The 23,357-nt window shown below is 72.2% G+C and carries 18 protein-coding genes; 2 read left to right on the top strand and 16 right to left on the bottom strand.

Annotated elements, in window-relative coordinates; genetic code table 11:
• Window positions 1-45 precede the first annotated feature (45 nt).
• Together ACF09J_RS17450 and ACF09J_RS17455 are read right to left on the bottom strand one after the other, a co-directional pair.
• A complete protein-coding gene (locus ACF09J_RS17450) occupies window positions 46-930 on the bottom strand; it encodes a protein phosphatase 2C domain-containing protein (RefSeq protein ID WP_392306293.1) in 885 nt (294 codons plus the stop codon).
• Between the two features lie 184 nt (window positions 931-1,114).
• Complete coding sequence (locus ACF09J_RS17455) at window positions 1,115-1,366, bottom strand: hypothetical protein (RefSeq protein WP_392306294.1); 252 nt, start codon at window positions 1,364-1,366, stop codon at window positions 1,115-1,117.
• Between the two features lie 1,015 nt (window positions 1,367-2,381).
• Here ACF09J_RS17455 and ACF09J_RS17460 point away from each other — a divergent pair.
• Window positions 2,382-3,371 carry a helix-turn-helix domain-containing protein gene (locus ACF09J_RS17460; RefSeq protein ID WP_392306295.1) on the top strand — a complete coding sequence of 330 codons (990 nt, stop codon included), beginning with the start codon at window positions 2,382-2,384 and terminating at the stop codon, window positions 3,369-3,371.
• 5 nt (window positions 3,372-3,376) lie between these two features.
• Here the strand turns inward: ACF09J_RS17460 and ACF09J_RS17465 are convergent, their stop codons facing one another.
• The 10 genes from ACF09J_RS17465 to ACF09J_RS17510 form a co-directional block, all read right to left on the bottom strand.
• A complete protein-coding gene (locus ACF09J_RS17465; protein WP_392306296.1) occupies window positions 3,377-3,874 on the bottom strand; it encodes a methylated-DNA--[protein]-cysteine S-methyltransferase in 498 nt (165 codons plus the stop codon).
• Entirely contained in the window at window positions 3,871-5,271 is a 1,401-nt protein-coding gene (locus ACF09J_RS17470; protein WP_392306549.1) for a DNA-3-methyladenine glycosylase 2 family protein, read from the bottom strand. Before ACF09J_RS17470 ends, ACF09J_RS17465 begins: the two co-directional genes overlap by 4 nt.
• A gap of 78 nt (window positions 5,272-5,349) precedes the next feature.
• On the bottom strand, window positions 5,350-6,531 hold the full coding sequence (gene rsgA / locus ACF09J_RS17475; RefSeq protein WP_392306297.1) for a ribosome small subunit-dependent GTPase A: 1,182 nt from the start codon (window positions 6,529-6,531) through the stop codon (window positions 5,350-5,352).
• 251 nt (window positions 6,532-6,782) lie between these two features.
• The gene (locus tag ACF09J_RS17480; RefSeq protein ID WP_392306298.1) at window positions 6,783-7,481 is read right to left on the bottom strand and encodes a hypothetical protein; all 699 of its coding nucleotides are present in this window, start codon (window positions 7,479-7,481) and stop codon (window positions 6,783-6,785) included.
• A 73-nt stretch (window positions 7,482-7,554) separates the two neighbouring features.
• The gene (locus ACF09J_RS17485) at window positions 7,555-7,893 is read right to left on the bottom strand and encodes a hypothetical protein (protein WP_392306299.1); all 339 of its coding nucleotides are present in this window, start codon (window positions 7,891-7,893) and stop codon (window positions 7,555-7,557) included.
• Between the two features lie 13 nt (window positions 7,894-7,906).
• Window positions 7,907-10,108, bottom strand: coding sequence for a glycoside hydrolase domain-containing protein (locus ACF09J_RS17490; RefSeq protein ID WP_392306300.1), 2,202 nt, complete (start codon window positions 10,106-10,108; stop codon window positions 7,907-7,909).
• Window positions 10,109-10,707: 599 nt separating this feature from the next.
• A complete protein-coding gene (gene narI / locus ACF09J_RS17495; RefSeq protein WP_392306301.1) occupies window positions 10,708-11,478 on the bottom strand; it encodes a respiratory nitrate reductase subunit gamma in 771 nt (256 codons plus the stop codon).
• Window positions 11,475-12,137 (bottom strand): nitrate reductase molybdenum cofactor assembly chaperone, encoded by a 663-nt coding sequence (gene narJ / locus ACF09J_RS17500; RefSeq protein WP_392306302.1) that lies wholly within the window; start codon window positions 12,135-12,137, stop codon window positions 11,475-11,477. The genes narI and narJ overlap by 4 nt, the downstream gene beginning before the upstream one ends.
• Entirely contained in the window at window positions 12,134-13,828 is a 1,695-nt protein-coding gene (gene narH / locus ACF09J_RS17505) for a nitrate reductase subunit beta (protein ID WP_392306303.1), read from the bottom strand. The genes narJ and narH overlap by 4 nt, the downstream gene beginning before the upstream one ends.
• A 1-nt stretch (window position 13,829) precedes the next feature.
• A complete protein-coding gene (locus ACF09J_RS17510) occupies window positions 13,830-17,540 on the bottom strand; it encodes a nitrate reductase subunit alpha (RefSeq protein WP_392306550.1) in 3,711 nt (1,236 codons plus the stop codon).
• Between the two features lie 279 nt (window positions 17,541-17,819).
• On the opposite strand from ACF09J_RS17510, the gene ACF09J_RS17515 reads away from it, so the two are divergent.
• Window positions 17,820-18,215 (top strand): pyridoxamine 5'-phosphate oxidase family protein, encoded by a 396-nt coding sequence (locus tag ACF09J_RS17515; protein WP_392306551.1) that lies wholly within the window; start codon window positions 17,820-17,822, stop codon window positions 18,213-18,215.
• 84 nt (window positions 18,216-18,299) lie between these two features.
• Here the strand turns inward: ACF09J_RS17515 and ACF09J_RS17520 are convergent, their stop codons facing one another.
• From ACF09J_RS17520 to ACF09J_RS17535, 4 genes are all read right to left on the bottom strand, one after another.
• Window positions 18,300-18,764, bottom strand: a complete 465-nt coding sequence (locus ACF09J_RS17520) for a hypothetical protein (protein ID WP_392306304.1) — start codon at window positions 18,762-18,764, stop codon at window positions 18,300-18,302.
• Window positions 18,765-18,918: 154 nt separating this feature from the next.
• Window positions 18,919-19,848, bottom strand: a complete 930-nt coding sequence (locus ACF09J_RS17525) for a pyridoxamine 5'-phosphate oxidase family protein (protein WP_392306552.1) — start codon at window positions 19,846-19,848, stop codon at window positions 18,919-18,921.
• Window positions 19,849-19,987: 139 nt separating this feature from the next.
• Entirely contained in the window at window positions 19,988-20,677 is a 690-nt protein-coding gene (locus ACF09J_RS17530; RefSeq protein ID WP_392306305.1) for a response regulator, read from the bottom strand.
• Window positions 20,678-20,822: 145 nt separating this feature from the next.
• Entirely contained in the window at window positions 20,823-23,207 is a 2,385-nt protein-coding gene (locus ACF09J_RS17535; protein ID WP_392306306.1) for a phosphoketolase, read from the bottom strand.
• Between the last annotated feature and the right edge of the window lie 150 nt (window positions 23,208-23,357).

Consider the following 23,357-nt stretch of genomic DNA (forward strand, 5'->3'; position numbering starts at 1 on the left):
GTCTGCCGCGGATCCTCCGCCTCCATGAAGGCACAGCCCCGGCGCTCACGCCTCCCACACGGCGGCGGCCGTACGGTCGTCCGCGTAGCCCTTGACCCGCACCTGGGCGTCCGCCAGGAACGCGGCGAGGCCCGGCGGGGCGGGGTCGGACCACCGTCGGGCGAGGTGGGCACACAGCTCGGGCTCGCCGCGCAGCGGGTCGGCCAGACCGGCGGTGCACATCAGGAGCGTGTCACCCGGTTGGGCCACGGAGGCGCGGAAGCGGAAGGGCTCGCGGGGCGGTTCGGGCGCCGGTTCGTACGGGTTCGGCGGGGTGGTGATGCCGAGGTCCATGGTGAGCCGGTCGCCGTCCGGGGTCTCGGACGGCGGCGAGCCGAAGCCGACCACGGGGTGGCCGGGGGTCTCGGCGACGCCCGGCTCGATGTCCTGCCACTCGCCCTCGCGCAGCCGGAACAGGCCGCCGGGGCCGACGCCGAAGAACACCCGGACGCGGCATTCGGGGTCGGCGGGCAGGAGCAGGCAGCGCAGGCCGGCCGTGTACTGCTCCGGGTCGACGCCCTGTTCGGCGGCGTCCGCGCGGAGTCTGCCGAGGCTGCGGTCGGTGAGGCGGTGCAGCCCGGACTTCAGGTCGCCGCGCCGGGCGGCGCGGATGTCCTCGGCCAGCCGTGCGTGGCTGCGGCCCACGGCCTCGGCGATCCAGCGGCACACCTCGGCGGCAGCGCGGTGCGCCCCCGGGGCGGCGCGGGCGCCGGTGGCCATGGCGACCAGCACGAGCGCCTGGTCCCCCGTGCCGAAGCGCGCGGTGAGCAACGTGTCGCGCCGCGCCTCGCCGCGGTACCGGGCGGAGTCCCCCCGCACCGACACGGCCCGCAACGTGCAGCTCCCGTACGCGGCCCCGTCCAGCACGGTGTCCGGCACGGTGTCGTCCAACGCCTCCGGATCGGCCGCGGGCAACGCGGTGGGCTCAGCGGCGTAGGTGGGCGGCCCGGACCCGACGTATGCGACGGCGCCCGGGGGTTCCGGCGGCGAGGAGGACCCGGAGGGCCGCGGGGGCGCGGAGGGGGACGGAGGAGCGGACGGGGGCGGTGGGACCGAGGGGGCGGGCGGCGGAGAACTAGGCGGGGGCGAGGACGCTCGCGGGGGCGAGGACGCTCGCGGGGGCGAGGACGGTTGAGGAGCAGAGGGCGAGGCAGCGGACGAGGGCGCGGAGGCCGGCGGAGGCGAAGAAGGCCACGGGGGCGCGGAGGGAGGAGGGGACGAGGAGGGAGAAGGGGACGAGGAAGGGGGCCGCCTCGCGGCGGGGCCGCCCGGGTCGGCGGCGTCCGTGGGCGAGAGGCCGCCCGAACCGGAGCCGGTGACGCCCCACGGCGTCGACTCCGCGGGGCCCGACGCCGGTCCCTCACCCGGAGCGGACGGTCGAGCCGACCGCTCCGACGCCACGCGCCCGTCCTCCCCGGCCGCCCTCGGATCCGCCCCGTCGGCCGGTGGCCTTTCGGCCCCCACCGCCCCGGAGCCCCAAGCGACCCCCGACGCGGGTCCCTCGCCCGGGACGGACGGCCCAGGTGATCCTTCCGGCTTCGCCGGCCCAGAGTCCCCGGCAGCCTGCGATGTCGGGCCCTCGGCCGGTGCCGACGACCAAAGCGACCGCTCGGAGTCCCCCCGCCCCGAATCCCGGTCACCACCCGGAGCCGGGCCGTCGGCCGGGGCGGAGGGCCGGGCCGGCCCCGGTGCCGGGGCCTTGGGTGCCGCCTCGGACTCGGGGGTGCGGCGCCACCAGTCCGGGTCCGGTGTCTGGGTGGATGGCGGCGCCGCCCCCGAGGGGGCGTCCAGTGTTCCGGTCGCTGAGGCGAAGCGGTCGTCCAGGGTGTCGGCCTCGGACGCGGGGCCGGTGTCCCCGGCGGTGTTGTCGTACAACTGGCCCCACCAGTCGTCCTCTTGACCGGTGGGACGTCCCCCCTGCTGGCTCATGCCGCCAATTGTCCACCGCACGGGCCCTGTGGGAACGGGGCATCGGAAAATCCGGAGGGAAGTCGCCGGGCCGCTCCACCCCCCACGGAGGAGCGGCCCGGCGACACCCGGTCCGGGCGGCCGAAATCCCGCCGTCCGGAACACCCCGACGCGGCCATCGGTGTCCGGCCCGGGCGCCGCGGGCCGGGGCGGTCAAAGGCCCCGGCCACCGCACTGGGTGCGTATCCATGCAGGCCACACCGGTGGCCGGACACCGGGCATCCGTCGGTGCCTCGGTGTCGCCACCTTGTCAGAGTGACCGGTGGTACAGCGATGATGTGCGGCGGCGGGTTTGCGCCGTGGCTGTTTCCCGCCACCGCCGACACGCCGCGGAACGTCATGCCGGGGATCCGGAAGGGGAGGGACAGCAGCTGATGCTGGCAGCGATAGGCCTGGACGAGACACACGAGGCGGCGTACCGGGCCCTGGTGTCCGTGGGCGCCGCCGAGGTCCCCGATCTCGCGCGACGGCTGACGCTCGGCGAGCGGGACACCGAGCACGCCCTGCGCCGCCTGGAGCGGTACGGACTCGCGGCCCAGTCCCCGGCCCGGCCGGGGCGCTGGGTGGCCGCGCCGCCGGGGGTGGCCCTGGGCGCGCTGCTCACCCAGCAGCGCCACGAACTGGAGAAGGCGGAACTGGCCGCCGCGCTGCTCGCCGAGGAGTACCGCGCCGCCGCCTCCGAGCCCGCCGTGCACGACCTGGTGGAGGTGGTCACCGGCGCCCCCGCGGTCGCGCAGCGCTTCCTCCAGCTCCAGCTCGGGGCGAGCGAGGAGGTCTGCGCGCTGGTCACGGGCAACCCGATCGCCGTCTCCTCGCTGGAGAACCACGCCGAGGAGCAGGCGGTCGCCCGCGGCGTCCGCTACCGGGTGGTTCTGGAACGGGCCGTTCTGGACCGTCCGAACGGCGTCGCCGAGCTGACCGCCGCACTCAGCCGCGACGAACAGGTGCGGGTCGTCGAGACGGTGCCGACCAAGCTGGTCGTCGCCGACGGCACGCTCGCCATGGTGCCGCTCACGTCGCACACCCCGGAGCCCACCGCGCTGGTCGTGCACGCCAGCGGACTGCTGGAGCTGCTGTACGGGCTGTTCGAGTCGGTGTGGCGGCAGGCGCTGCCGCTGCGGCTCGGGGCGTCCGGCGTGACCGAGGAGGGCCCGGACGGCCCCGACGCCATCGATCTGGAGGTGCTGTCGCTGCTGCTGGCCGGGCTGACCGACGCGAGCGTCGCCAAGCAGCTCGACCTGGGCCTGCGGACCGTGCAGCGCCGGGTGAAGCGGCTGATGGAGCTGACCGGGGTGAGCACCCGGCTCCAACTGGGCTGGCACGCCTACGAACGGGGCTGGGTGGCCCGCGAGCGCCAGGGCTGACGCGCTTACAGGGCGCCCTCCAGGGTGAGCAGCCGCACCTTCCGTTCGAGCCCGCCCGCGTACCCGGTCAGGGAGCCGTCCGCGCCGATCACGCGGTGGCAGGGGCGCAGGAGCAGCAGCGGGTTGGCGCCGATGGCTCCGCCGACGGCCCGAACGGCGGCCCGGGGAGCGCCGATCCGCGCGGCGATCTCGCCGTACGTGGTCGTCGAGCCGTACGGAACGTCGTCGAGGGTGGCCCACACGCGCTCCCGGAACGCTGTGCCGGAGGTGTGCAACGGCAGCCGGAACTCCTTGAGTTCACCGGCGAAGTAGGCCCGGAGCTGTTCCTCCGCCTCGCGGAAGGGCCCGGTGTCCCGTCGCCAGGCGGCCTGGACCTCGCGACCGCCCTTCTGGCCGGGCACGGACAGCGAGGTCAGCGCGCCGGAGGAGTCGGCGGTCAGCAGCAGCGGGCACAGCGGGCTGTCGAGGGTGGTCCAGTACGTCGTACCGGTAGGAGTCGTCATGGGGTCGTCTCCAGCTCTTGGGCGGCACACAGGTGCCGCAGGGCGTACGAGCGCCAGGGGCGCCAGCTTTCGGGGGCGGCCGCGCCGGGCGGGGCCACGTCGGGGTCGCCGAGGGCCCGGGTGCGGATGACGGCGGCCGTGGCAGGGTCCAGGCCGGGCAGGGCGAGCAGCGCCCGGTGCGTGTCGTCGCGGTCGGCGCCCGCGTCCAGCCGCACCGTGCCGTCGGCGAGGGCGGCGGCCAGGGCGCCGAGGGGACCGTCCGGCTCGGCCTCGGCGAGGACGGCCGGCTCGGGGAAGAGGTGGGTCAGGGTGCCGCTGGGCGCGTCCAGCACCTTGCCGTAGCGCCGTACCAGCTCCGCGGCGGCCGTCGGACCCACCAGCGCCCGGACCGCCGTCTCCGGCGGGTCCGCCGAGCCCGGCGAGCGCAGGCCGGGCCTGGCGGCGACCAGCGGGGCCAGCCGCGAGTCCGCGCCGAGCCGCTCGTCGACGGCGTACGGGTCGGCGTCCAGGTCGAACAGCCGGCGCAGCCGCTGCACGGCCGTGGTCAGATCGCGCGGGTCGGTCAGGTGGAGCCGGGCCTCCAGCCAGCCGCCGGGGTGCGCGCCGGACCCGGCCCGCGGCGCGCCGGAGCGCTCGTCCACGGCGACGGTCCCGGTGCCGTACGGCAGCCGCAGGGTGCGGCGGTAGGTCCGCCGGCCGGGCGGGCCGCCGATCTCCTCCACGCCGGGCACGGCCTCGCGCTCCAGCAGGTCGAAGACGGGACCGGACTGGTAGGGGCCCCGGTGCGCGAGCCGCAGCGGGATGCCCGCGGTGGGCGCCGCGGGACGGCGGCCCCGTGTCCTGCGGGCGGTGGCGCGCAGCTCGCTGGGCGTCGCCGCGTAGACGGACCGCATGGTGTCGTTGAACTGCCGCACGCTGGCGAACCCGGCCGCGAACGCGATCCGGGTGACCGGCAGGTCGGTGGTCTGGAGCAGGACCCGCGCGCTGTGCGCCCGCTGGGTACGGGCGAGCGCGACGGGTCCGGCGCCCAGCTCGGCGGTGAGCTGCCGGCGCACCTGCCGCTCGCTGTAGCCGAGCCGCGCGGCGAGCCCGGCGACGCCCTCCCGGTCCATCACACCGTCGCCGATCAGCCGCATGGCGCGCCCGACGGCGTCGGCCCGGACGTTCCAGTCGGCGGAGCCGGGCACCGCGTCCGGCCGGCAGCGCCGGCAGGCGCGGAAGCCCTCGCCCTGCGCGGCGGCGGCCGTGGCGTAGTACCGCACGTGGTGCCGTTTGGGCGTGACGGCCGGGCAGCTGGGACGGCAGTAGATCCCGGTCGTCTCGACGGCGAAGAAGAACTCCCCGTCGAACCGGCCGTCCCGGCTGCGTACGGCCTCGTACCTGGTGTTCTCGTCCATCACGCCGTCCAGTGTCCGTCTCCGCAGGGGGATCTTGCTGGCGGAAAACGGACACCACGCCCGGCGCGGCACACAGGGCTAGCGCCACCGCCCCCGCTTGGCCTCCATCGCGGCCCGGCCCTCGGCGCCCTTGCGCTTCCAGTCCCGTCGGATCTCCGCGCGCAGCCGCGCGTCGGTCTTGGCGACGATCCACTGGTTCTCGCGCAGGAGCTTGCGGTAGCTCTCCAGCCGCCGGTGGGGCAGCTCACCGGCGTCGACGGCGGCCAGCACCGCGCATCCCGGCTCGCTGTCGTGGGCGCAGTCCTGGAACCGGCACCGCCCGGTCAGTTCCTCGATCTCGGAGAACACCTGCCCGACGCCGCTCTCGGCGTCCCACAGGCCCACTCCGCGCAGCCCCGGGGTGTCGATCAGCACACCGCCGCCGGGCAGTGCGAGCAGATTGCGGGTGGTGGTCGTGTGCCGGCCCTTGCCGTCGACGTCCCGTGCGGCCTGCACGACCATGACGTCGTCGCCGAGCAGCACGTTCGCGAGCGTGGACTTGCCCGCTCCGGACGAGCCGAGGAGCACGGACGTGCCCGAGGAGACGACGGCGAGGAGGACGTCGAGTCCGTCCCCGGTCATGGCGCTGACCGGCAGCACGGGCACCCCGGGCGCGCTCGTCTCCACGTCCTGGACGAGGTACCCCAGGCCCGTCGCGTCGGGCACGAGGTCGGCCTTGGTCAGCACGATCAGCGGCTGCGCGCCGGACTCCCAGGCCAGCGCCAGGTAGCGCTCGATGCGGCCGAGGTCCAGTTCGACCGCGAGGGACACCGCGACGATCGCGTGGTCGACGTTGGCGGCGAGGATCTGCCCCTCGGACCGCTTGGAGGAGGTGGAGCGCACGAAGGCGGTGCGGCGCGGCAGTGTCGTACGGACGTAGCGCGGGTTGCCGCCGGGCTCGACGGCGACCCAGTCGCCGGTGCACACCACCCGCATCGGGTCGTGCGGGGTGACGAACGCGGTGTCGGCGCGCAGCACACCGCCGGCGGTGACGACGTCGCACTGTCCCCGGTCGACCCGGATCACCCGGCCCGGCAGCAGGCCTTCGGCGGTGTACGGGGTGAAGGCCGTCTCCCAGCCCTCGTCCCAGCCGTAGGGGGCGAGAGGGTGCGGCGAGACGGAGGAAGGAACGGAGGGAACGGAAGAAGCGGAGGAACGCAAGGGGGAACCCTTCACGAGGGCGGCCCCGACGGCCCGCGCGGATGTGCGCGGGCGTGGCATGAGGTGTCAGCCGGTGGCCGCGGAGGTGGAGTGGATGATCCTGGGATTGCGGGCAGCGCCCATCACCGAGACAGCCATGGGTCACACCTCCTCTTCCTCAACGAGAACTCATGTCGCGCGCCTCACCGTAGGGGAGCGCGGCGAAGCACCGCCACTGATTTTTGCTCCGCCGCTGCCGTCGTCGGAACAGCGTGGACCGTACCGACGACGGCTGGTGGGACAACGCTCACCTCACGCGCCAGGGGTGTGGATCACCTCCCGCGCTGCACTCCGGCGAGGCGGTTCGCACGGTCCCGTCGCGAGTGGGCCATGACATTCACGGCCCTCCCCGCGCCCTGGCCGGGGGCCGCATCCTCCCTGCGCACCTTGTCGGCGAGTTCACGAACCCGCGGGTCGGCAGGCCCACGGTCGAGGTAGAACAGGGACTCGTCGACCAGGGAGTCGTCGCCGCCCCAGCGGACAACACCTTCGCAGTCGGCGAGAATGTCGCGAACCACGATCTCCTGGAGCGGGAAGAGGCTTCCCCTGGCGGCGGCTCCGGGACGAATACGGACCGCGGTGCCGGAGGCCAGATTGGACTCCGGGGCCTTGGCGTCGAGTGTTCTCGCCTGCTGCCAGCCGGCGAGTTCACCGGCCCGGATCTGCGTCACCTCGTAGTGGTACCGGCGCACCACGTACAGCAGGATCGCCTCCGGGTCGCCGATCCACACCGGCACGCTCAGTCCGGTGCCGGCCACCGAGCGGGTCCACACCTGGGAGTCACGGTCGGCGTTGCTCTGCACCGGCCAGCCGTTGACCGTGGTCTGCTGCGGCTTCTTCGCGTGTTGCTCGTTCCTTCCGGCGGCCGTGTCCGCCGCCGAGGCCACGAACGGCACCGCACCGGTGGCGGCCATCGTGCCGAGCACCGCCGCGGCCCTGACCACGTTCCGTCGAGTTATTCCGTTCTCCACGTTTCCTCTTCCTCTTCTGCCTCTGTGATGTCCTGCGGTGCCGTGCCTGCGCGTCACGCCGTGCGGCATCCGTTCAGCCGATTCCGATTCCCACGAAGAAGGGGGCGAGGGTCGCCGTCCCACACACCAGCCAGTACGGGTACGGCAGCGGGGCGGTGAACAGCCTGCGCCGCAGCCAGATGTTGACCAGCGCCCAGATCCCCCCGAAACAGGCCACCACGGGCACGACGATGACCAGCCAGAGCATCATCCCGTCGTCCTCGTTCGGGTCCCGGCTGGTCAGGCCCAGCTCGGCCAGCGGGCCGTTGGACAGGACGTACCAGACCAGGAAGACCGGCACGATCGCCGGAATCCCGAGCAGCAGATTGACCGCCACGGGAACGAAGGACTTCCACGGCTGCGCGTTCTTCACGGGACCTCCGGGCTCAGCTGGCGCGGCTGAGCCTGTTGTAGTTCTCCAGGACGTTGTACAGACCGATCAGCTCCCGGCCGTACTGGGCGGCCTTGTCACCCGTACCGTTGTAGCGGGCGAGCAGCGCCTGGGTGTCGGCCAGGCTGGTGGTCAGGCTCGGCCGGGCGATACCGAGCTGATGGGCGTTGTAGATCGTCAGGTAGGCGACGGACGGGATGTTGTACTCGGGCTCCTGGAGTCTGTCCCAGACCGCACGCGTGTCGCCGCTCGTCAGCGGGCTTCCGTTGATGATGCCCTGTTGCAGGCAGTAGTTACGGGCTTCGATGGTCACCCAGGCGAATATCTGCCCCCAGCCGGTGCTGCAGTCGTCCCGCAGGCCGTGCTTGACGGCCTCGTCCGCGACTGCGTCCAGCGGATTGAGCTTGCGCAGCTCCCACAGAACCGGGGCCTGGATCAGCGCCTTGCGGAGTTTGAGGGTGCGGGCCAGGTTGGTGAAGAGCCAGTCGGCGTCCATCACCATGTTGAAGGCCTCGGTCGTGGTGACCAGGCCGTACGTGACCCAGTCGTCGTCCGCGGTCCAACCCTCGCCACCGGTCTCCGGCACGCCGATGGAGGTCAGGTAACGCTGGACGTCGCCGAGCATGGCCGACTTGTACGCGGCCTTGTCGAGGTCGGTGTCCAGGTCGTTCTCCAGCGGACTGCCCGGGTCGAAGTCGCCCTGGCCGGTGTCGCGCCCGGAAGCGATGTTGTTGTCGATCTCGACCGCACCACTGCCGGAGCCGACCGTGACGGTGGAGATCTGGTCGAACGCCCAGTTGGTGGGAAGCGGGTAGCCGAGGTTGCCGGAGAAACCGGAGGACATGTCGGAGACGAAGCTCGTCGCCGCGTACCCCGCGTCCGCGACCCGTTGGCAGACATTGCGCGGACCGTAGACGCCCACGCCGTAGCTCGAGTTCTCGCCGATGGTCCGCATCACGCCACGGAAGTGCGGGAGGACGAAGTCGGTGATCTCGCCGTCCATGGCGTCGTAGTCGACCGCGAAGTAGATGATGGTGCCCGGTTTGAACCCGTGCATCTTCGCCCACTCGATGGCGTTGGTGGCGTCGATGCAGCCCTGGGAGTAGCGGAAGTAGTCGGCGGAGCGGCTCCAGGTCTGGTAGATCGGGAAACAACGCAGTCCGTATTGCTTGATGACGGCGAGCTCGCCGGGCTGGATCTGCTTCTCCGGCAGGGAAGTGCTGGACGGGTTGAAGAGATAGCGGCCGATGTACGCGTAGCCGGCGTCCTTCAGGGCCTGGGCACGAGGCGGGGTGACCATGGTGACGCCGTCGCAGGCCGTGCCCTTGCGGGACTGGTCGCCGTAGGAGACCAGCAGCGATGCCCAGGTCTGGAAGTCGCCCTTGCCGGTGACCGGCAGCTTCGAGAAGGACTGGAAGCTCTCCACCCCGGACTGCACGGTGGCGGTGAAGTCGCCGAAGGGGACGTTCCGCTTGTTCAGGACCATGGCGGCGGTGAAGAGTTGTGCCCAGACGCCGGTGGTGCCGGTGGAGACGGTGTGCGACTTCAGGCCCGACTGGGTGCCGGGGCCGAAGACGCCGTTGGCAGTGCCGTCGGCCATGCCCAGTTCGTACTGGATGGCGAAGAGCATGGACGTGGCGACGTCCCGGGAGTGGTGGCCGTCGCAGGGGATGACATAGAAGTCCTTGCGCAGCAGATAGCGGCCGTTCAGCCACTGCTGGATGGAACGGATGGTGTCCGAGCCACTGTTGACGGTGACGTAGGCGTCCATGTTGAACAGGCCCTTGGTCGTCTTCGGCCACAGCGAGCCGCCCGGGTAGATCCCGGAGACGCCCATGTTCTGATGCAGTTTGGTGACGGCGGCCTTGACCCGGTCGTTGTAGGTTCCGTCGATCTCGCCGCCGTCGTACCCCTTGCAGTACAGAGCGGACTGGATGATCCGGCAGAAGTTCGCCGAAGGAATGGTCTTCTCGTCGAGCTTGCCGTACTTCTCGCCGATGGTCGCCAGAGTTGTCGGCCCGAACGAGTTCGACAGTGCGGTGATGCCCATCTCGTACTGCAGTGCCCGGGTCAGGGCGTACATGACCGGCCAGCCGGTCTGGCCATTCTCTTCGAGCTTGGATATCCCGAGCGTTGCGCCATTCCCATAGGTCGTGTTGATAAATCTTTGGGCGCGGAGCACCATCTCGTCAGCCATTGATTTCCTTCCGCGAAAAGAGAAGTCGGAGCGGATGAAGATGCCGGCACACCAGGTCGACGGCACCGCCGAAGAAAGGCACGGAGAGCGTTCATGACCCCGTCACGGTGGATGACCCCGCGTGGCCGGCACGACTGTCAGGGCTCACCGGCAAGTCCCGGGCGCACCGCGCCGAGCGGGACAGCTGTTTTCCGGGCGGGCTACGGCCGAGGCGAACCGCAGCGAAGGGAGTGAGTTCCCCAAGGCCGGGCAGGGGACATTCCCGCGTGTACCTGTCGCCCTCGGTCCATGGTGGTCCACATGCCTGAAATCCCCCCGGAGAACAGTCAATTCCGACACCTGCGAGCGACCCTGCGGGCACCTCGTGATCGCCAAAAGCTTAGATCATCCGAGTGGACACGAGAAAGATGCCCGGCGCACCGAAGTCACAAAGTCCGGATGTCGACGTCGATTCGTCAGCGAGGTTCGGTCGCTGATCGGGCCTACGGTTCGCCCGTAATATCCTTGGACGTCATTGCATTTGGTGATGGGTAGCGGGCTGTCACGAGTTCGCGCTCAGCGCCAACGGCGCACAGTGCGGCATGTCGGATGCCGCCCCCTCACCCGATGCGTTCCCAGCCGCGTCGCGGCGGCCGTGTTCCGAGGCGCGGGTCTCGGCTGCGGTAGACGATGTAGGGACGGGTGAGGTAGCCCAACGGGGCGGTGAGCATGTGGACCAGCCGGGTGAAGGGCCAGGCGGCGAAGAGCAGCATGGCGCTGATGGCGTGGAGTTGGAACAGCAGCGGTACACCGTTCATCAGGTCCGGGCGCGGTTGCACGGCGAAGATGGACCGGAACCAGGGGGAGATGGTCTGCCGGTAGTTGTAGCCCCCGCCGACGACGTTGGCGGCGACGGTGGCGGACAGGCCGAGCGCGATGGTCACGGTGAGCGAGACGTACATCGCCTTGTCGTTGCGGGTGGTGGCGGAGAACACCGAACCGACCGTGCGGCGGCGGAAGATGAGGATGGCAAGGCCGCCCACCGTGCACACGCCCGCGATGGTGCCGAGGACGACGGCCAGCCAGTGGTACGTGTTCTCGCTGATGCCGGCGGCCCGTGTCCAGCTCTCGGGGACGACCAGCCCGCCGATGTGGCCGAGGATCACGACGAGGATGCCGAAGTGGAACAGCGGGCTGCCGATCCGAAGCAGCCGGTTCTCGTAGAGCTGGGAGGAGCGGGTGGTCCAGCCGAACTTGTCGTAGCGGTAGCGCCAGATGTGCCCGAGGACGAAGACCGCGAGCGCGAGGTAGGGCAGAACCACCCACAGCAGGGTGCTGCCCGTGCCGGCCTGGGCCGCCGTGGTGAGCGGCTGCGCGGGTGCGGTCGTCATCGCGGGCCTCCTGCCGGGCCGGGCATGAACTGCGGGGGCGTGTACGGGGCGAGCCCGACCTGTTCCTCGGGCGGGCCCTCGGCGGCGAGCCGGGCGACCGCCCGCTGCTCGTCGCCCTTCAGCGGCGGCAGCGTGGCGGAGACGGACTCCAGCAGGGCCGTCCAGGGCGAGTCCTCGGCGCGCAGGGCGAGGCGGAGCAGTTCGAGACCGGCGCGGTGCTCGGTGAGCAGCCGGTGTCCGGTGGCCGGCTCCGCGGCCGCGAACTCCAGGACGACGGCGAGGTGGTCGGGCAGTTCGTCGTCCGCGAGGCGCAGTCCGGCGGCGGCGTACGTCTGCTTCAGGCGGAGCAGCGCGACGCCGCGCCTGCGGGTGTCGCCGTGCGCGTAGTAGGTCAGGTAGGGGCAGCAGCGCCTGCGGTGGTCGAAGGTGGCGACGTACGCGGCGGCGAGTTCGCCGGCCGGTGTGTGCTCGGCGTGCCCGGTGAAGCGGAGCAGGGGCGCGCGGACGCGGTCGGGCAGGGTGGGGGCCGCGCGGCGGGCCAGGGCGAGCCGCTCGGGGAACTCCTCGTCCGGGTAGGCGAGCAGCAGGGACTGGACCTGCCAGGCGCAGGCGTGCCAGGGCTCGGTGCGGGCCGGTGCGGTCCTGGTTCTCCTTCTCATGGTTTCGGCCCGGCCTCCGCGTCGCCGTCGGCTCCGGCGGTCCGGTCCTGGGGCGGGAACAGGCCGGGCGGGGAGCCCTTGCCGTCCCAGTTGAGCAGGTTGACGCGGGTGTCCTTGCCGACGGGGGCGGCCGGGGTGTCGGAGGTCTGCCGGTCGCGCAGGGCCCGGTAGTTCTCCACGGCGACCGGCGCGGCGCCGCCGGAGGTCTCGCCGAAGGGTCCGGAGCCTCCCATGCCGGGGCCGCCCTCGTAGTCCAGGGCGCACTCGGTGACCGACTCCTCCAGGTCGTGGGCCTGTTCGGCGTGCGCGGGCGGGATGACGTACCGCTCGTCGTACTTGGCCAGCGCCAGCAGCCGGTACATGTCGTACATCTGCTCCTCCTCCATCCCGACCGCCCGCGGGATGGCGGGGTCGGGTTCGCGGCCGAGGTTGATGTCGCGCATGTAGGAGCGCATGGCGGCCAGTTTGCGCAGGACGGTGTCCACCGGGGCCGGGTCGCCCGCGGTGAACAGTCGGGCGAGGTAGTCCACCGGGATGCGCAGGGAGTCGACGGCGGCGAACAGGTTGCGGTGGTCCTCGGCGTCGTGCCCGGTCCCGCGCACGGCGTCGACGACCGGGGAGAGCGGCGGGATGTACCAGACCATGGGCAGGGTGCGGTACTCCGGGTGCAGCGGCAGCGCCACCCGGTAGGTGTTGATCAGGGCGTGCACCGGGGAGCGCCGGGCGGCCTCGATCCAGTCCCGGGGGATGCCCGCCCGCTCGCACGCGTCGGCGACCCGCGGATCGTCCGGGTCGAGGAACACGCGGCGCTGCGCGTCGTACAGGCCGGTGTCGTCGGGGGTGGTGGCGGCCTCGAGGACGCGGTCCGCGTCGTAGAGGACGAGGCCGATGTAGCGCAGCCGGCCGACGCAGGTCTCGGAGCAGACGGTGGGCAGGCCGACCTCGACGCGGGGGAAGCAGAAGGTGCACTTCTCGGCCTTGCCGGTGCGGTGGTTGAAGTAGACCTTCTTGTACGGGCATCCGGTCACGCACATCCGCCAGCCGCGGCAGCGGTCCTGGTCGACCAGGACGATGCCGTCCTCGGTGCGCTTGTAGATCGCGCCGGAGGGGCAGGAGGCCGCGCAGGACGGGTTGAGGCAGTGCTCGCAGATGCGCGGCAGGTAGAACATGAACGTCTGCTCGAACTCCAGCCTGATCCGCTCGGAGATCTCGCCGAGCAGGACGTCCTTCTCGCCGTGCTGGGCGGAGCCGCCGAGGTCGTCGTCCCAGTTCGCCGACCAGGAGATCTTCATGTCCTTGCCGGTGATGAGGGACTTGGGGCGGGCGACCGGGATGTGTTCCTGCAACGGGGCGTCGGTCAGCGTCTCGTAGTCGTACGTCCAGGGCTGGTAGTAGTCGTCCAGGCTCGGCAGGTTGGGGTTGGAGAAGATGCTGACGAGCTTCTTGAAGCGGCCGCCGGCCTTGAGCGTGAGCCGGCCGCGCCGGTTCAGGGTCCAGCCGCCCTGCCAGGTGTCCTGGTCCTCGTAGCGGCGCGGATAGCCCTGTCCTGGCCGGGTCTCGACGTTGTTGAACCACACGTACTCGACGCCGGTCCGGTTGGTCCACGCCTGTTTGCAGGTGACCGAGCAGGTGTGGCAGCCGATGCACTTGTCGAGGTTCATCACCATCGCCATCTGGGCCATGGGGCGCATGTCAGTACGTCACCTCCTGGTCGGCGCGGCGGCGGATGACGGTCACCTCGTCGCGCTGGTTGCCGGTCGGGCCGAGGTAGTTGAAGGCGTACGACAACTGGGCGTAGCCGCCGATGAGGTGGCTGGGTTTGATCAGCAGCCGGGTGAGGGAGTTGTGGATGCCGCCGCGGCGGCCGGTGGTCTCGGTGCGGGGCACGTCGATCAGGCGGTCCTGGGCGTGGTGCATGTAGACGGTGCCCCGGGGCATCCGGTGCGAGACGACGGCGCGGGCGGCGACGACGCCGTTGCGGTTGACGGCCTCGATCCAGTCGTTGTCCTGTACGCCGGTCCTGGCCGCGTCCTCGGTGCTCATCCAGATGGTGGGTCCGCCCCGGGACAGCGACAGCATGAACAGGTTGTCCTGGTACTCGGAGTGGATGGACCACTTGTTGTGCGGGGTCAGGTACCGCAGGGTCAGGCCGAGTTCGCCGGTCTCTCCCAGCTCCGGTTCACCGAACAGCGCGTGCATGTCCAACGGCTGCCGGTAGACGGGGAGTTGTTCGCCGAGGGCGGCCATCCAGTCGTGGTCGAGGTAGAAGTGCTGGCGGCCGGTGAGGGTGTGCCACGGCTTTCCGCGTTCGACGTTGACGGTGAACGGCGCGTAGCGGCGGCCGCCCGCCTCCGAACCGGACCACTCGGGGCTGGTGATGACCGGCACGGGGGCTTCCTGGGTGTCGGCGAAGGTGACCTGCTTGCCCTCGTGCTCCGCGGCCAGGTCGGCGAGCCGGACCCCGGTGCGCGCTTCGAGGGTGTGGAAGCCCTGCGTGGCCAGGTGGCCGTTGGTGGTGCCGGACAGGGCGAGGATCGTCTCGCAGGCGTGCACGTCCCGGGCGAGCGTGGGCCGCCCGTCGGCCACTCCCCCGCGCACCGGGCCGTTCTTGTGCCGCAGGTAGTCCAGTTCGCGTTCCAGGCGGAAGGTGACGCCCTTGGTGGAGGCGCCGAGCGAGTCCAGGAGCGGGCCGAGCGCGGTCATCTTCTCGGCGACGGCGCCGTAGTCGCGTTCGACGGTGATCAGCTTGGGCATGGTGCGGCCGGGCACGGGCGGGCACTCGCCGGCCTTCCAGTCCCGTACGCGGCCGTGCGGGGTGGCCAGTTCGTCCGGGGTGTCGTGCAGCAGCGGGGCGGCGACCACGTCCTTGCGCACGCCGAGGCGGGGGGCGGCGAGCCGGCTGAACTCGCGGGCCAGGGTGGTGAAGGCGTCCCAGTCGGTGCGGGTCTGCCAGGGCGGGGCGATCGCCGGGTTGAAGGCGTGCACGTAGGGGTGCATGTCGGTGCTCGACAGGTCGTGCTTCTCGTACCAGGTGGCGGCGGGCAGCACCACGTCCGAGAAGACGGTCGTGCTGGTCATGCGGAAGTCCAGCGTGAGCAGCAGGTCGAGTTTGCCGACGGGCGCCTCCTCCCGCCATCTCACGTCCCGGGGCCGCGCGCCGGGCGGCGCCTCGGCGGCGCTGACGGAGGAGTCGGTGCCGAGCAGGTGCTTGAGGAAGTACTCGTTGCCCTTCGCGGAGGAGCCGAGCAGGTTGGCCCGCCAGATGGTCAGTACGCGGGGGAAGTTGGCGGGGGCGTCCGGGTCCTCGCCCGCGAACCCCAGCCGCCCCGCCGTCAGTTCCTCCACGACGTGATCGCCGACCGGGCGGCCTTCCGCCTCGGCCTCGTCGGCGAGGTCGAGCGGATTGCGGTCGAAGGTCGGATAGGAGGGCATCCAGCCCATGCGCGCGGAGGCGGCGATCAGGTCCGCGGTGGTCCTCCCGGCGAAGGGGCCGCCCGCGCCGGCCGCCGCGAGGGTGTCGGCGGAGAACGGGTCGTAGCGGAACTGGTCGCTGTGCAGGTACCAGTACGCCGTCTGGATCATCTGCCGCGCCGGGCGGTTCCAGTCGGAGGCGGTCGCGAGCACGTTGTAGCCGGTGAGCGGCCGGACCTTCTCCTGGCCGACGTAGTGGGCCCAGCCGCCGCCGTTGACGCCCTGGCAGCCGGTCAGCGTGGTGAGGGTGAGGAACGCCCGGTAGATGGTGTCGGAGTGGAACCAGTGGTTGGTGCCCGCACCCATCACGATCATCGAACGGCCGCGTGACTCCTCGGCGTTGGCGGCGAACTCCCGGGCGATGCGCGCGGCCCGCTCCGCGTCCACGCCGGTGATCGCCGCCTGCCAGGCGGGCGTGTACGGCTCGTCGGCGTCGTCGTACGACGCGGGCCAGCGGCCGGGCAGTCCGGGGCGGCCCACGCCGTACTGGGCGAGCAGCAGGTCGTACACCGTGGTGACCAGCCGTCCGGCGATCCGCCGCACCGGTACGCCGCGCCGCAGCACGCCCGCGGCGCCGTCGGGGGCGTCGAAGCGGGGCAGCTCGACCTCGACCGGGTCCTCGCCGCCGCCGTCGGCCGACAGCAGCGGGTCGACGTCTCCCAGGTCGAGGTTCCACCGTCCGGCCCCGCTCTCGCCGAACCGGTCGCCGAGGGTGCCGCCGGGGACGACCGGGCTGCCGTCGCCGTCCAGCAGGACCGTACGGAACTCCGCGTGCTCGGCGGCGGCCGGTTCCCCACCGAGGTCGGCCGCCGTCAGGAACTTGCCCGGCGCGTACGTCCCCGCCCCCGGCTCGCGCTCGTCCAGGGCGACCAGGAACGGCAGGTCCGTGTACCGCTTCACGTACTCCTCGAAGTACGGGGTGCGGCGGTCGGTGAAGAACTCCTTGAGCACCACGTGGCCCATGGCCATCGCCAGGGCTCCGTCGGTGCCCGGCCGCGCGGGCAGCCACTCGTCGGCGAACTTCACGTTGTCCGCGTAGTCCGGACTGACCGCGACGACCTTCTGGCCCCGGTAGCGGGCCTCGGTCATCCAGTGCGCGTCCGGGGTCCGGGTCACCGGCAGGTTGGAACCCCACATGATCAGATAACCGGCGTCCCACCAGTCCCCCGACTCCGGCACGTCCGTCTGGTCGCCGAAGACCTGCGGCGAGGCGACCGGCAGATCCGCGTACCAGTCGTAGAAGGACAGCATCACGCCGCCGATCAGCGAGTAGAAGCGGGCGCCCGCCGCGTGCGAGACCATCGACATCGCCGGGATCGGCGAGAACCCGGCCAGCCGGTCGGGCCCGTACTCCCCGATGGTGTGCACATGCGCGGCGGCGGCCAGTTCCACGGCCTCCGCCCAGCTCGTCCGCACCAGGCCGCCCCTGCCGCGCGCGGCCTTGTACCGGCGGGCCCGCGCCGGGTCGGAGACGATGTCGGCCCAGGCCGCGACCGGATCGCCGAGCCGGGCCTTCGCCTCCCGGTACATCTGGAGCAGCACGCCCCGCACATACGGGTAGCGGACGCGGGTCGGCGAGTACGTGTACCAGGAGAACGCGGCGCCGCGCGGGCAGCCGCGCGGCTCGTACTCGGGGCGGTCCGGGCCGACCGAGGGATAGTCGGTCTGCTGGGCCTCCCAGGTGATGATGCCGTCCTTGACGTACACCTTCCACGAGCAGGACCCGGTGCAGTTCACCCCGTGGGTGGAGCGCACCACCTTGTCGTGCGACCAGCGGTCACGGTAGAAGTCGTCCGCCTGCCGGCCGCCGGTCCTGTGCAGGGTGCGCAGGTCGGGTGAGACCTCCGCCCGGGTGAAGAACCGGCGCGAGCTCACCAGCGCCTGCGTCAGTTCACCGTCCAGGCCCGGCCACGGGGTTCCGCGGGTGCGCATCGACGCCGGGTCGGTCTCCTTGGCCACCGCGCCGCTCCCTTCCGGGTCGGTCCAGCCCGTTGGTCGCTCGCTTCCCTGGCGGATGGCGCCCGCCCCGTTCACGAACGGCGCGGCCGGCTCCCGCGCACCACAGGATTCCACCGACCCGGCCGTCCCGCCCCCGGAGCGGCCACTTCCGCGGCGTCCGGCGGCACCGAAGATGTGGGCCAACAGGCCCTAACGCCAGGCCGGGTGCGCGGCGACCATGGGAGGGTGTCCGACAATGATGGCTTTCGCTCGATGGACCGGCAGGAGTGCCTGCGCCTGATGGCCGAGGTGCCGGTGGGCCGTGTCGTCTACACGCGGCAGGCGCTGCCGGCGGTGCTCCCCGTCAACTTCGCCCTGGCGGCGGACGCGTCCGTGCTGCTGCGCACCTCCGCGGGATCGGACCTCGTGCGCGCCGTCGACGGGGTCGTGGTCGCCTTCGAGGCGGACGCCTTCGACGTGGAGAGCCGGTCGGGCTGGAGCGTGGTCGTCACCGGCCGGGCCACCGTGGTCACCGATCCCGTCGAGCACGAGCGTCTCCTGCGGACCGGGCCGCGTTCCTGGATGCCGATCGAGGAGGACGTCTTCATCCGCATCGAGGCCACCATGGTCACCGGACGGGAGCTGAACGATCTGCGCGTCCGGGGCTGAACGGTCGCGCGGCGGCGGTCGGGGACCCGGTGGGCCGGGGCGGGCGTTCGGTACGCCGCCCCGGCCCGCGCTCGTCGTGCGGGTTCATCCTGTCCTTTCACCCCATGCGGTGGTCGCGCGCGGGGTGCGGCCTCCGTCCGGGCCGTAGCCGAAGCGGATCAGCAGATGGGGGCGGCAGCGGAGCCTCGGGGCGGCCATCGCCGCCCGCAGGTCGGGCCACTCCATCGCCTGGTGCAGCATCGAGGTGCGCACCCCGTACCGGGTGGCCACCAGCAGGGCCCGCTCCATCGCCTGCCCCGCGCGCAGCCAGTCCTCCCGCCGGTCGTGCGGGGTCCACAACAGGGCCACCTGCGCGTGCCGTTCGAAACGCAGCGCGGGCGGACGCAGCCCCGGCACCGGGCCGGTGAAGTCCCGCACGGGCATGCGCCCGGCCGTGCCCCGCGGGCCCAGCGAGGTGAGCTGCCCGCCAGGACCAGCACTGCCCGCCAGGGCCAGCACCGCCCGGCAGGGCCGGGCGGCCTGGTGCCGCGACGGCGCGTGTGGTGTCATGAGAGTGGCGGGAAGGACCGGAAGACGCGGGGAAGCGGTGAAAAGCCGCGCACCGCGCAATCAGGATCCGCGAGAAGTGGATTGTCCTTCCCGCCCATTCGTGCGCCGTGCACCGGCCCGTAGCGCTCGGAGTCGGTCGTGCCCGGCGGCCCGCTCACCGGTCCGCGGGAGTGATACGGCGTCCCGTCAGACGGACGGGCCGGATGCGCACCCACAGGTTCCGTGGCCCGCCCGCCCAGGGGTCGGAATGGACCCGCTCCCCCAGCCGGCGCACGGCGTCGGCCTCCGTGACCGCTTCGGCGCGGCCGACCGCCAGCACGCTCCAGCCCTGGCTCATCGTCTCGTCGACGTGGTCCACCTCGAAAGCCACCTCGTGGCCGACGGCGCAGGCGGGAGCCGAGCCGGGCGCGGTGCGGAACACGAGGTCGTCGTCGACCACGTCGTAGTTGACCGGGAAGACGGCGGGCCCGTCCGGGCCGGTCAGCGCGACGCGGCCCACTCCGTGCGTGGACAGCAGCGCCCGGCACTCGTCCCGGCCGAGGTCGGTCAGCCGGGGGTGGAGCAGCGCCTGCCCCTGCCCGGGTGGCAGGTCCTGGTCGCCGCCGCTCAGCGTGACCGGTGTGGTGTCGAGAGCGTCGGCCAGCCGCACGACGGTTCCCGTCCCCGGCGCCGAGGGGTGCTGTTCCAGATAGGCGAGGTACTGCGGGGACATCCGGGCCCGGCCCGCCGTCTCCTCCAGGCTCAGTCCCCGCTTCGCGCGGGCGGCCGCCAGACGCCGGCCGAAATCGCCCGGCCGGGCGGGCCCGCCGCCGGGGGGCGCCTCGGAAGCCGGTCCCCCGGCCGTGGCCGGTGTCCGCGCGGTCCCCTCGTCCCCGCCGGGCGCGGCCACGTCGTCCTCGCCCGGGTGCCGGACGTGTGCGTCCGGGCCGGGGAACACCAGCGTGATCTCGCCGGTGTCGGACCAGCGCACGTCGTACGGCGGGGTGCCGTCGTCGTGGTGCAGGCCGACGATCTCGCCGTCCCGCCGGACGTCGCCGGTGACCGGGCTTTCGACGACCAGTCGGTCGCCCCGCTGAGCGTGCATGGCCATGCCTCCCTCAAGGCGGTCCGCCTCCAGGATCGCCCGCTCCCGCCGCCCGCACCAACGGGCCCGAGGTCCCTCACACGAGGGACGAACGGCGCCGTCCCCGTACGCGAGGGGCCCGAGCCCGCGCTGACCCGCGTCAGGAGCTCCCGCGCAGCCGGTCCTTGGCCTGGGTGGCGATGACGGCGGCCTGGATGCGCCGCTCCACGCCCAGCTTGGCGAGCAGGCGGGAGATGTGGTTCTTCACCGTCTTCTCGGCCAGGTAGAGGCGCTGGCCGATCTGCCGGTTGGTCAGGCCCTCGCCGATCAGCCCCAGGATCTCCCGTTCCCGGTCGGTCAGTCCGGGCAGCGCGTCCGGCGCCTCCTCCGCCTGCTGTCCGCCGCGCAACCGGGCCATCAGCTTCGTGGTGGCGCTGGGGTCGAGCAGCGACTGGCCGCTCGCCACGGTGCGCACCGCCGAGACCAGGTCGGAGCCCCGGATCTGCTTCAGCACATAGCCGGAGGCGCCCGCCATGATCGAGTCCAGCAGTGCCTCCTCGTCGTCGAACGAGGTCAGCATCAGACAGGCCAGTTCCGGCAGGCGGGAGCGCAGCTCGCGGCAGACCGTCACGCCGTCGCCGTCGGGCAGCCGTACGTCGAGCACGGCCACGTCCGGGCGCAGGGCGGGGACGCGCACCAGGGCCTGGTCGGCGGTGGCGGCCTCGCCCACCACCGTGATGTCCGGTTCGTCGTTCAGCAGGTCGTGCACCCCGCGCCGTACCACCTCGTGGTCGTCGAGGAGGAAGACCCGGATCGGGGTGTCCGGTCCGGCCTGCTCACGGTCCGCCATCGGTCGCTCCTTGTGATGTGTCGGCTTACATCAAGGATCCTTCCCCGCGGCGCGTGACCGGACCAGGGCCGGTCGGCCCTGGTCCGCGCGTGACCGTGATGGGATCCTGTGCGCCGCCCCGCGCGCCGGAGGGGGAACGTCCGGGTCAGCCGTCCCAGGACCAGTCCGCCACCTCGGGCAGGTCCACGCCGTGCTCCCGGATCCAGGCGTGGTGGCGCAGCCGGGTGTCCTCCATGCGCTGGCGGACGGCGGCGGCGCGCACCGCGAGGCCGGGGACGCGGTCGATGACGTCCATGACCAGCCGGTAGCGGTCCAGGTCGTTGCTGACCACCATGTCGAACGGTGTGGTCGTGGTGCCGATCTCCTTGTAGCCGCGCACGTGCAGGTGGGGGTGGCCGGCCCGCCGGTAGGCCAGGCGGTGGATCAGCCACGGGTAGCCGTGGTAGGCGAAGATCACCGGCTTGTCCCGGGTGAACAGGCCGTCGTACTCGAAGTCGGTCATGCCGTGCGGGTGCTCCTCGCCGGGCAGCAGCCGGGCGATGTCGACGACGTTGACCACGCGCACGGCCAAGTCGGGCAGGTGCCGGCGCAGGAGCTGGGCGGCGGCCAGCACCTCCTGGGTCGGCACGTCGCCCGCGCAGGCCAGCACGACGTCCGGCTCGCGGATGCCGTCCTCGGTGCCGGCCCACTCCCAGACGCCGGCGCCGCGCGCGCAGTGCACGGTGGCCTGCTCCATGGAGAGCCAGTCGAAGCAGGGCTGCTTGCCGGCGACGATCACGTTGACGTAGTCGCGGCTGCGCAGCGTGTGGTCGGCCACGGAGAGCAGGGTGTTGGCGTCCGGCGGGAAGTAGACCCGGACCGCTTCGGGGCTCTTGTTCAGGATGTGGTCGACGAAGCCGGGGTCCTGGTGGGAGAAGCCGTTGTGGTCCTGGCGCCAGACGTGCGAGGTCAGCAGGTAGTTGAAGGAGGCGATGGGGGCACGCCAGGACAGGCGGCGGGTGGTGCGCAGCCATTTGATGTGCTGGTTGACCATCGAGTCGACGATGTGCACGAAGGCCTCGTAACAGGAGAACAGTCCGTGCCGGCCGGTGAGGAGGTAGCCCTCGAGCCAGCCCTGGCAGGTGTGTTCGGACAGGATCTCCATGACCCGGCCGTGCGGGTCGAGGTGCTCGTCCACCGGCAGGGTCAGGGCCTGCCATGCCTTGCCGCTGGCGCCGTAGACGGCCTGGAGGCGGTTGGAGGCGGTCTCGTCGGGGCCGACGAGCCGGAAGTCGCGCCGGTCGGTGGTGGCGGCCATGACGTCCTCGAGCAGGTCGCCGAGGACGCGGGTGGGCTCGTGCAGGGTCGCGCCGGGCTTGTCGACCTCGACGGCGTACTTCTCCAGCGGGGGCAGGGGCAGTTCGCGCAGCAGGAGTCCGCCGTTGGCGTGCGGGGTGGCGCCGAGGCGGCGGGCGCCGTGCGGGACGCAGGCCAGCACGTCGGGGCGCGGGGCGCCGTGCTCGTCGAAGAGTTCCCCGGGGCGGTACGAGCGCAGCCACTGCTCCAGTTGCCGCAGGTGCTCGGGGTTGTCCCGGACGCCGGCCAGCGGGACCTGGTGGGCGCGCCAGGTGCCCTCCACGGGTACCCCGTCGACCTCGGCGGGTCCGGTCCAGCCCTTGGGGGTGCGCAGCACGATCACGGGCCAGCGGGGCCGCTCCGTGGCGCCGTCGGTGCGGGCGGCGTGCTGGAGGGCGGCGATGCGGTCGAGGGCGGTGTCCATGGCCGCGGCCATGGCGCGGTGCACGGCGGCCGGGTCGTCCCCGGTGACGTGGATCGGGTCGTGGCCGTAGCCGCGGAGCAGTTCGCCGAGTTCCGCCTCGGGGAGGCGGGCAAGGACGGTCGGGTTGGCGATCTTGTAGCCGTTGAGGTGCAGGACCGGCAGGACCGCTCCGTCGTGGACCGGGTCGAGGAACTTGTTGGAGTGCCAGGACGCGGCCAGCGGGCCGGTCTCCGCCTCGCCGTCGCCGATCACGCAGGCCACGACCAGGTCCGGGTTGTCGAGCGCGGCGCCGTACGCGTGGGAGAGCGAGTAGCCGAGTTCGCCGCCCTCGTGGATGGAGCCCGGTGTCTCGGGGGCGACGTGGCTGGGCACCCCGCCGGGGAAGGAGAACTGCTTGAACAGCCGCGCCATGCCGGCGGCGTCCCGGGTGATGTCCGGATAGGTCTCGGTGTACGAGCCCTCCAGCCAGGAGTTGGCCAGCACGGCGGGCCCGCCGTGGCCGGGTCCCCAGATGCAAAGGGCGTTCAGGTCGCGGGCCTTGATGACGCGGTTGAAGTGGGTGTGGACCAGGTTGAGGCCGGGCGAGGTGCCCCAGTGGCCGAGCAGGCGCGGCTTGATGTGCTCCGGGCGCAGCGGTTCGGCCAGCAGTGGGTTGCCCATGAGGTAGATCTGGCCGACGGAGAGGTAGTTCGCGGCACGCCAGTGGGCGTCCAGCGTCGCGAGTTCCTCGTCCGTGAGTCCGGCGGCTGCCTGCTGCGTCTCGACGGACATCGGGTTTCCTTCCGGGTCGGGACGGCGGTCGGGGTACCGCGTGCGGAGGGGGGTACCGCGTGCCGGTGGCACACGGTTCCACCCTCCATGTCCCGCCCGGGTACCCGACAGGGCCGTTCGGGTCACCCTTGAGGCCGGGCCGCCGGGCCG

The sequence above is a fragment of the Streptomyces sp. NPDC014889 genome (assembly GCF_043081205.1).
Lineage (GTDB): Bacteria > Actinomycetota > Actinomycetes > Streptomycetales > Streptomycetaceae > Streptomyces.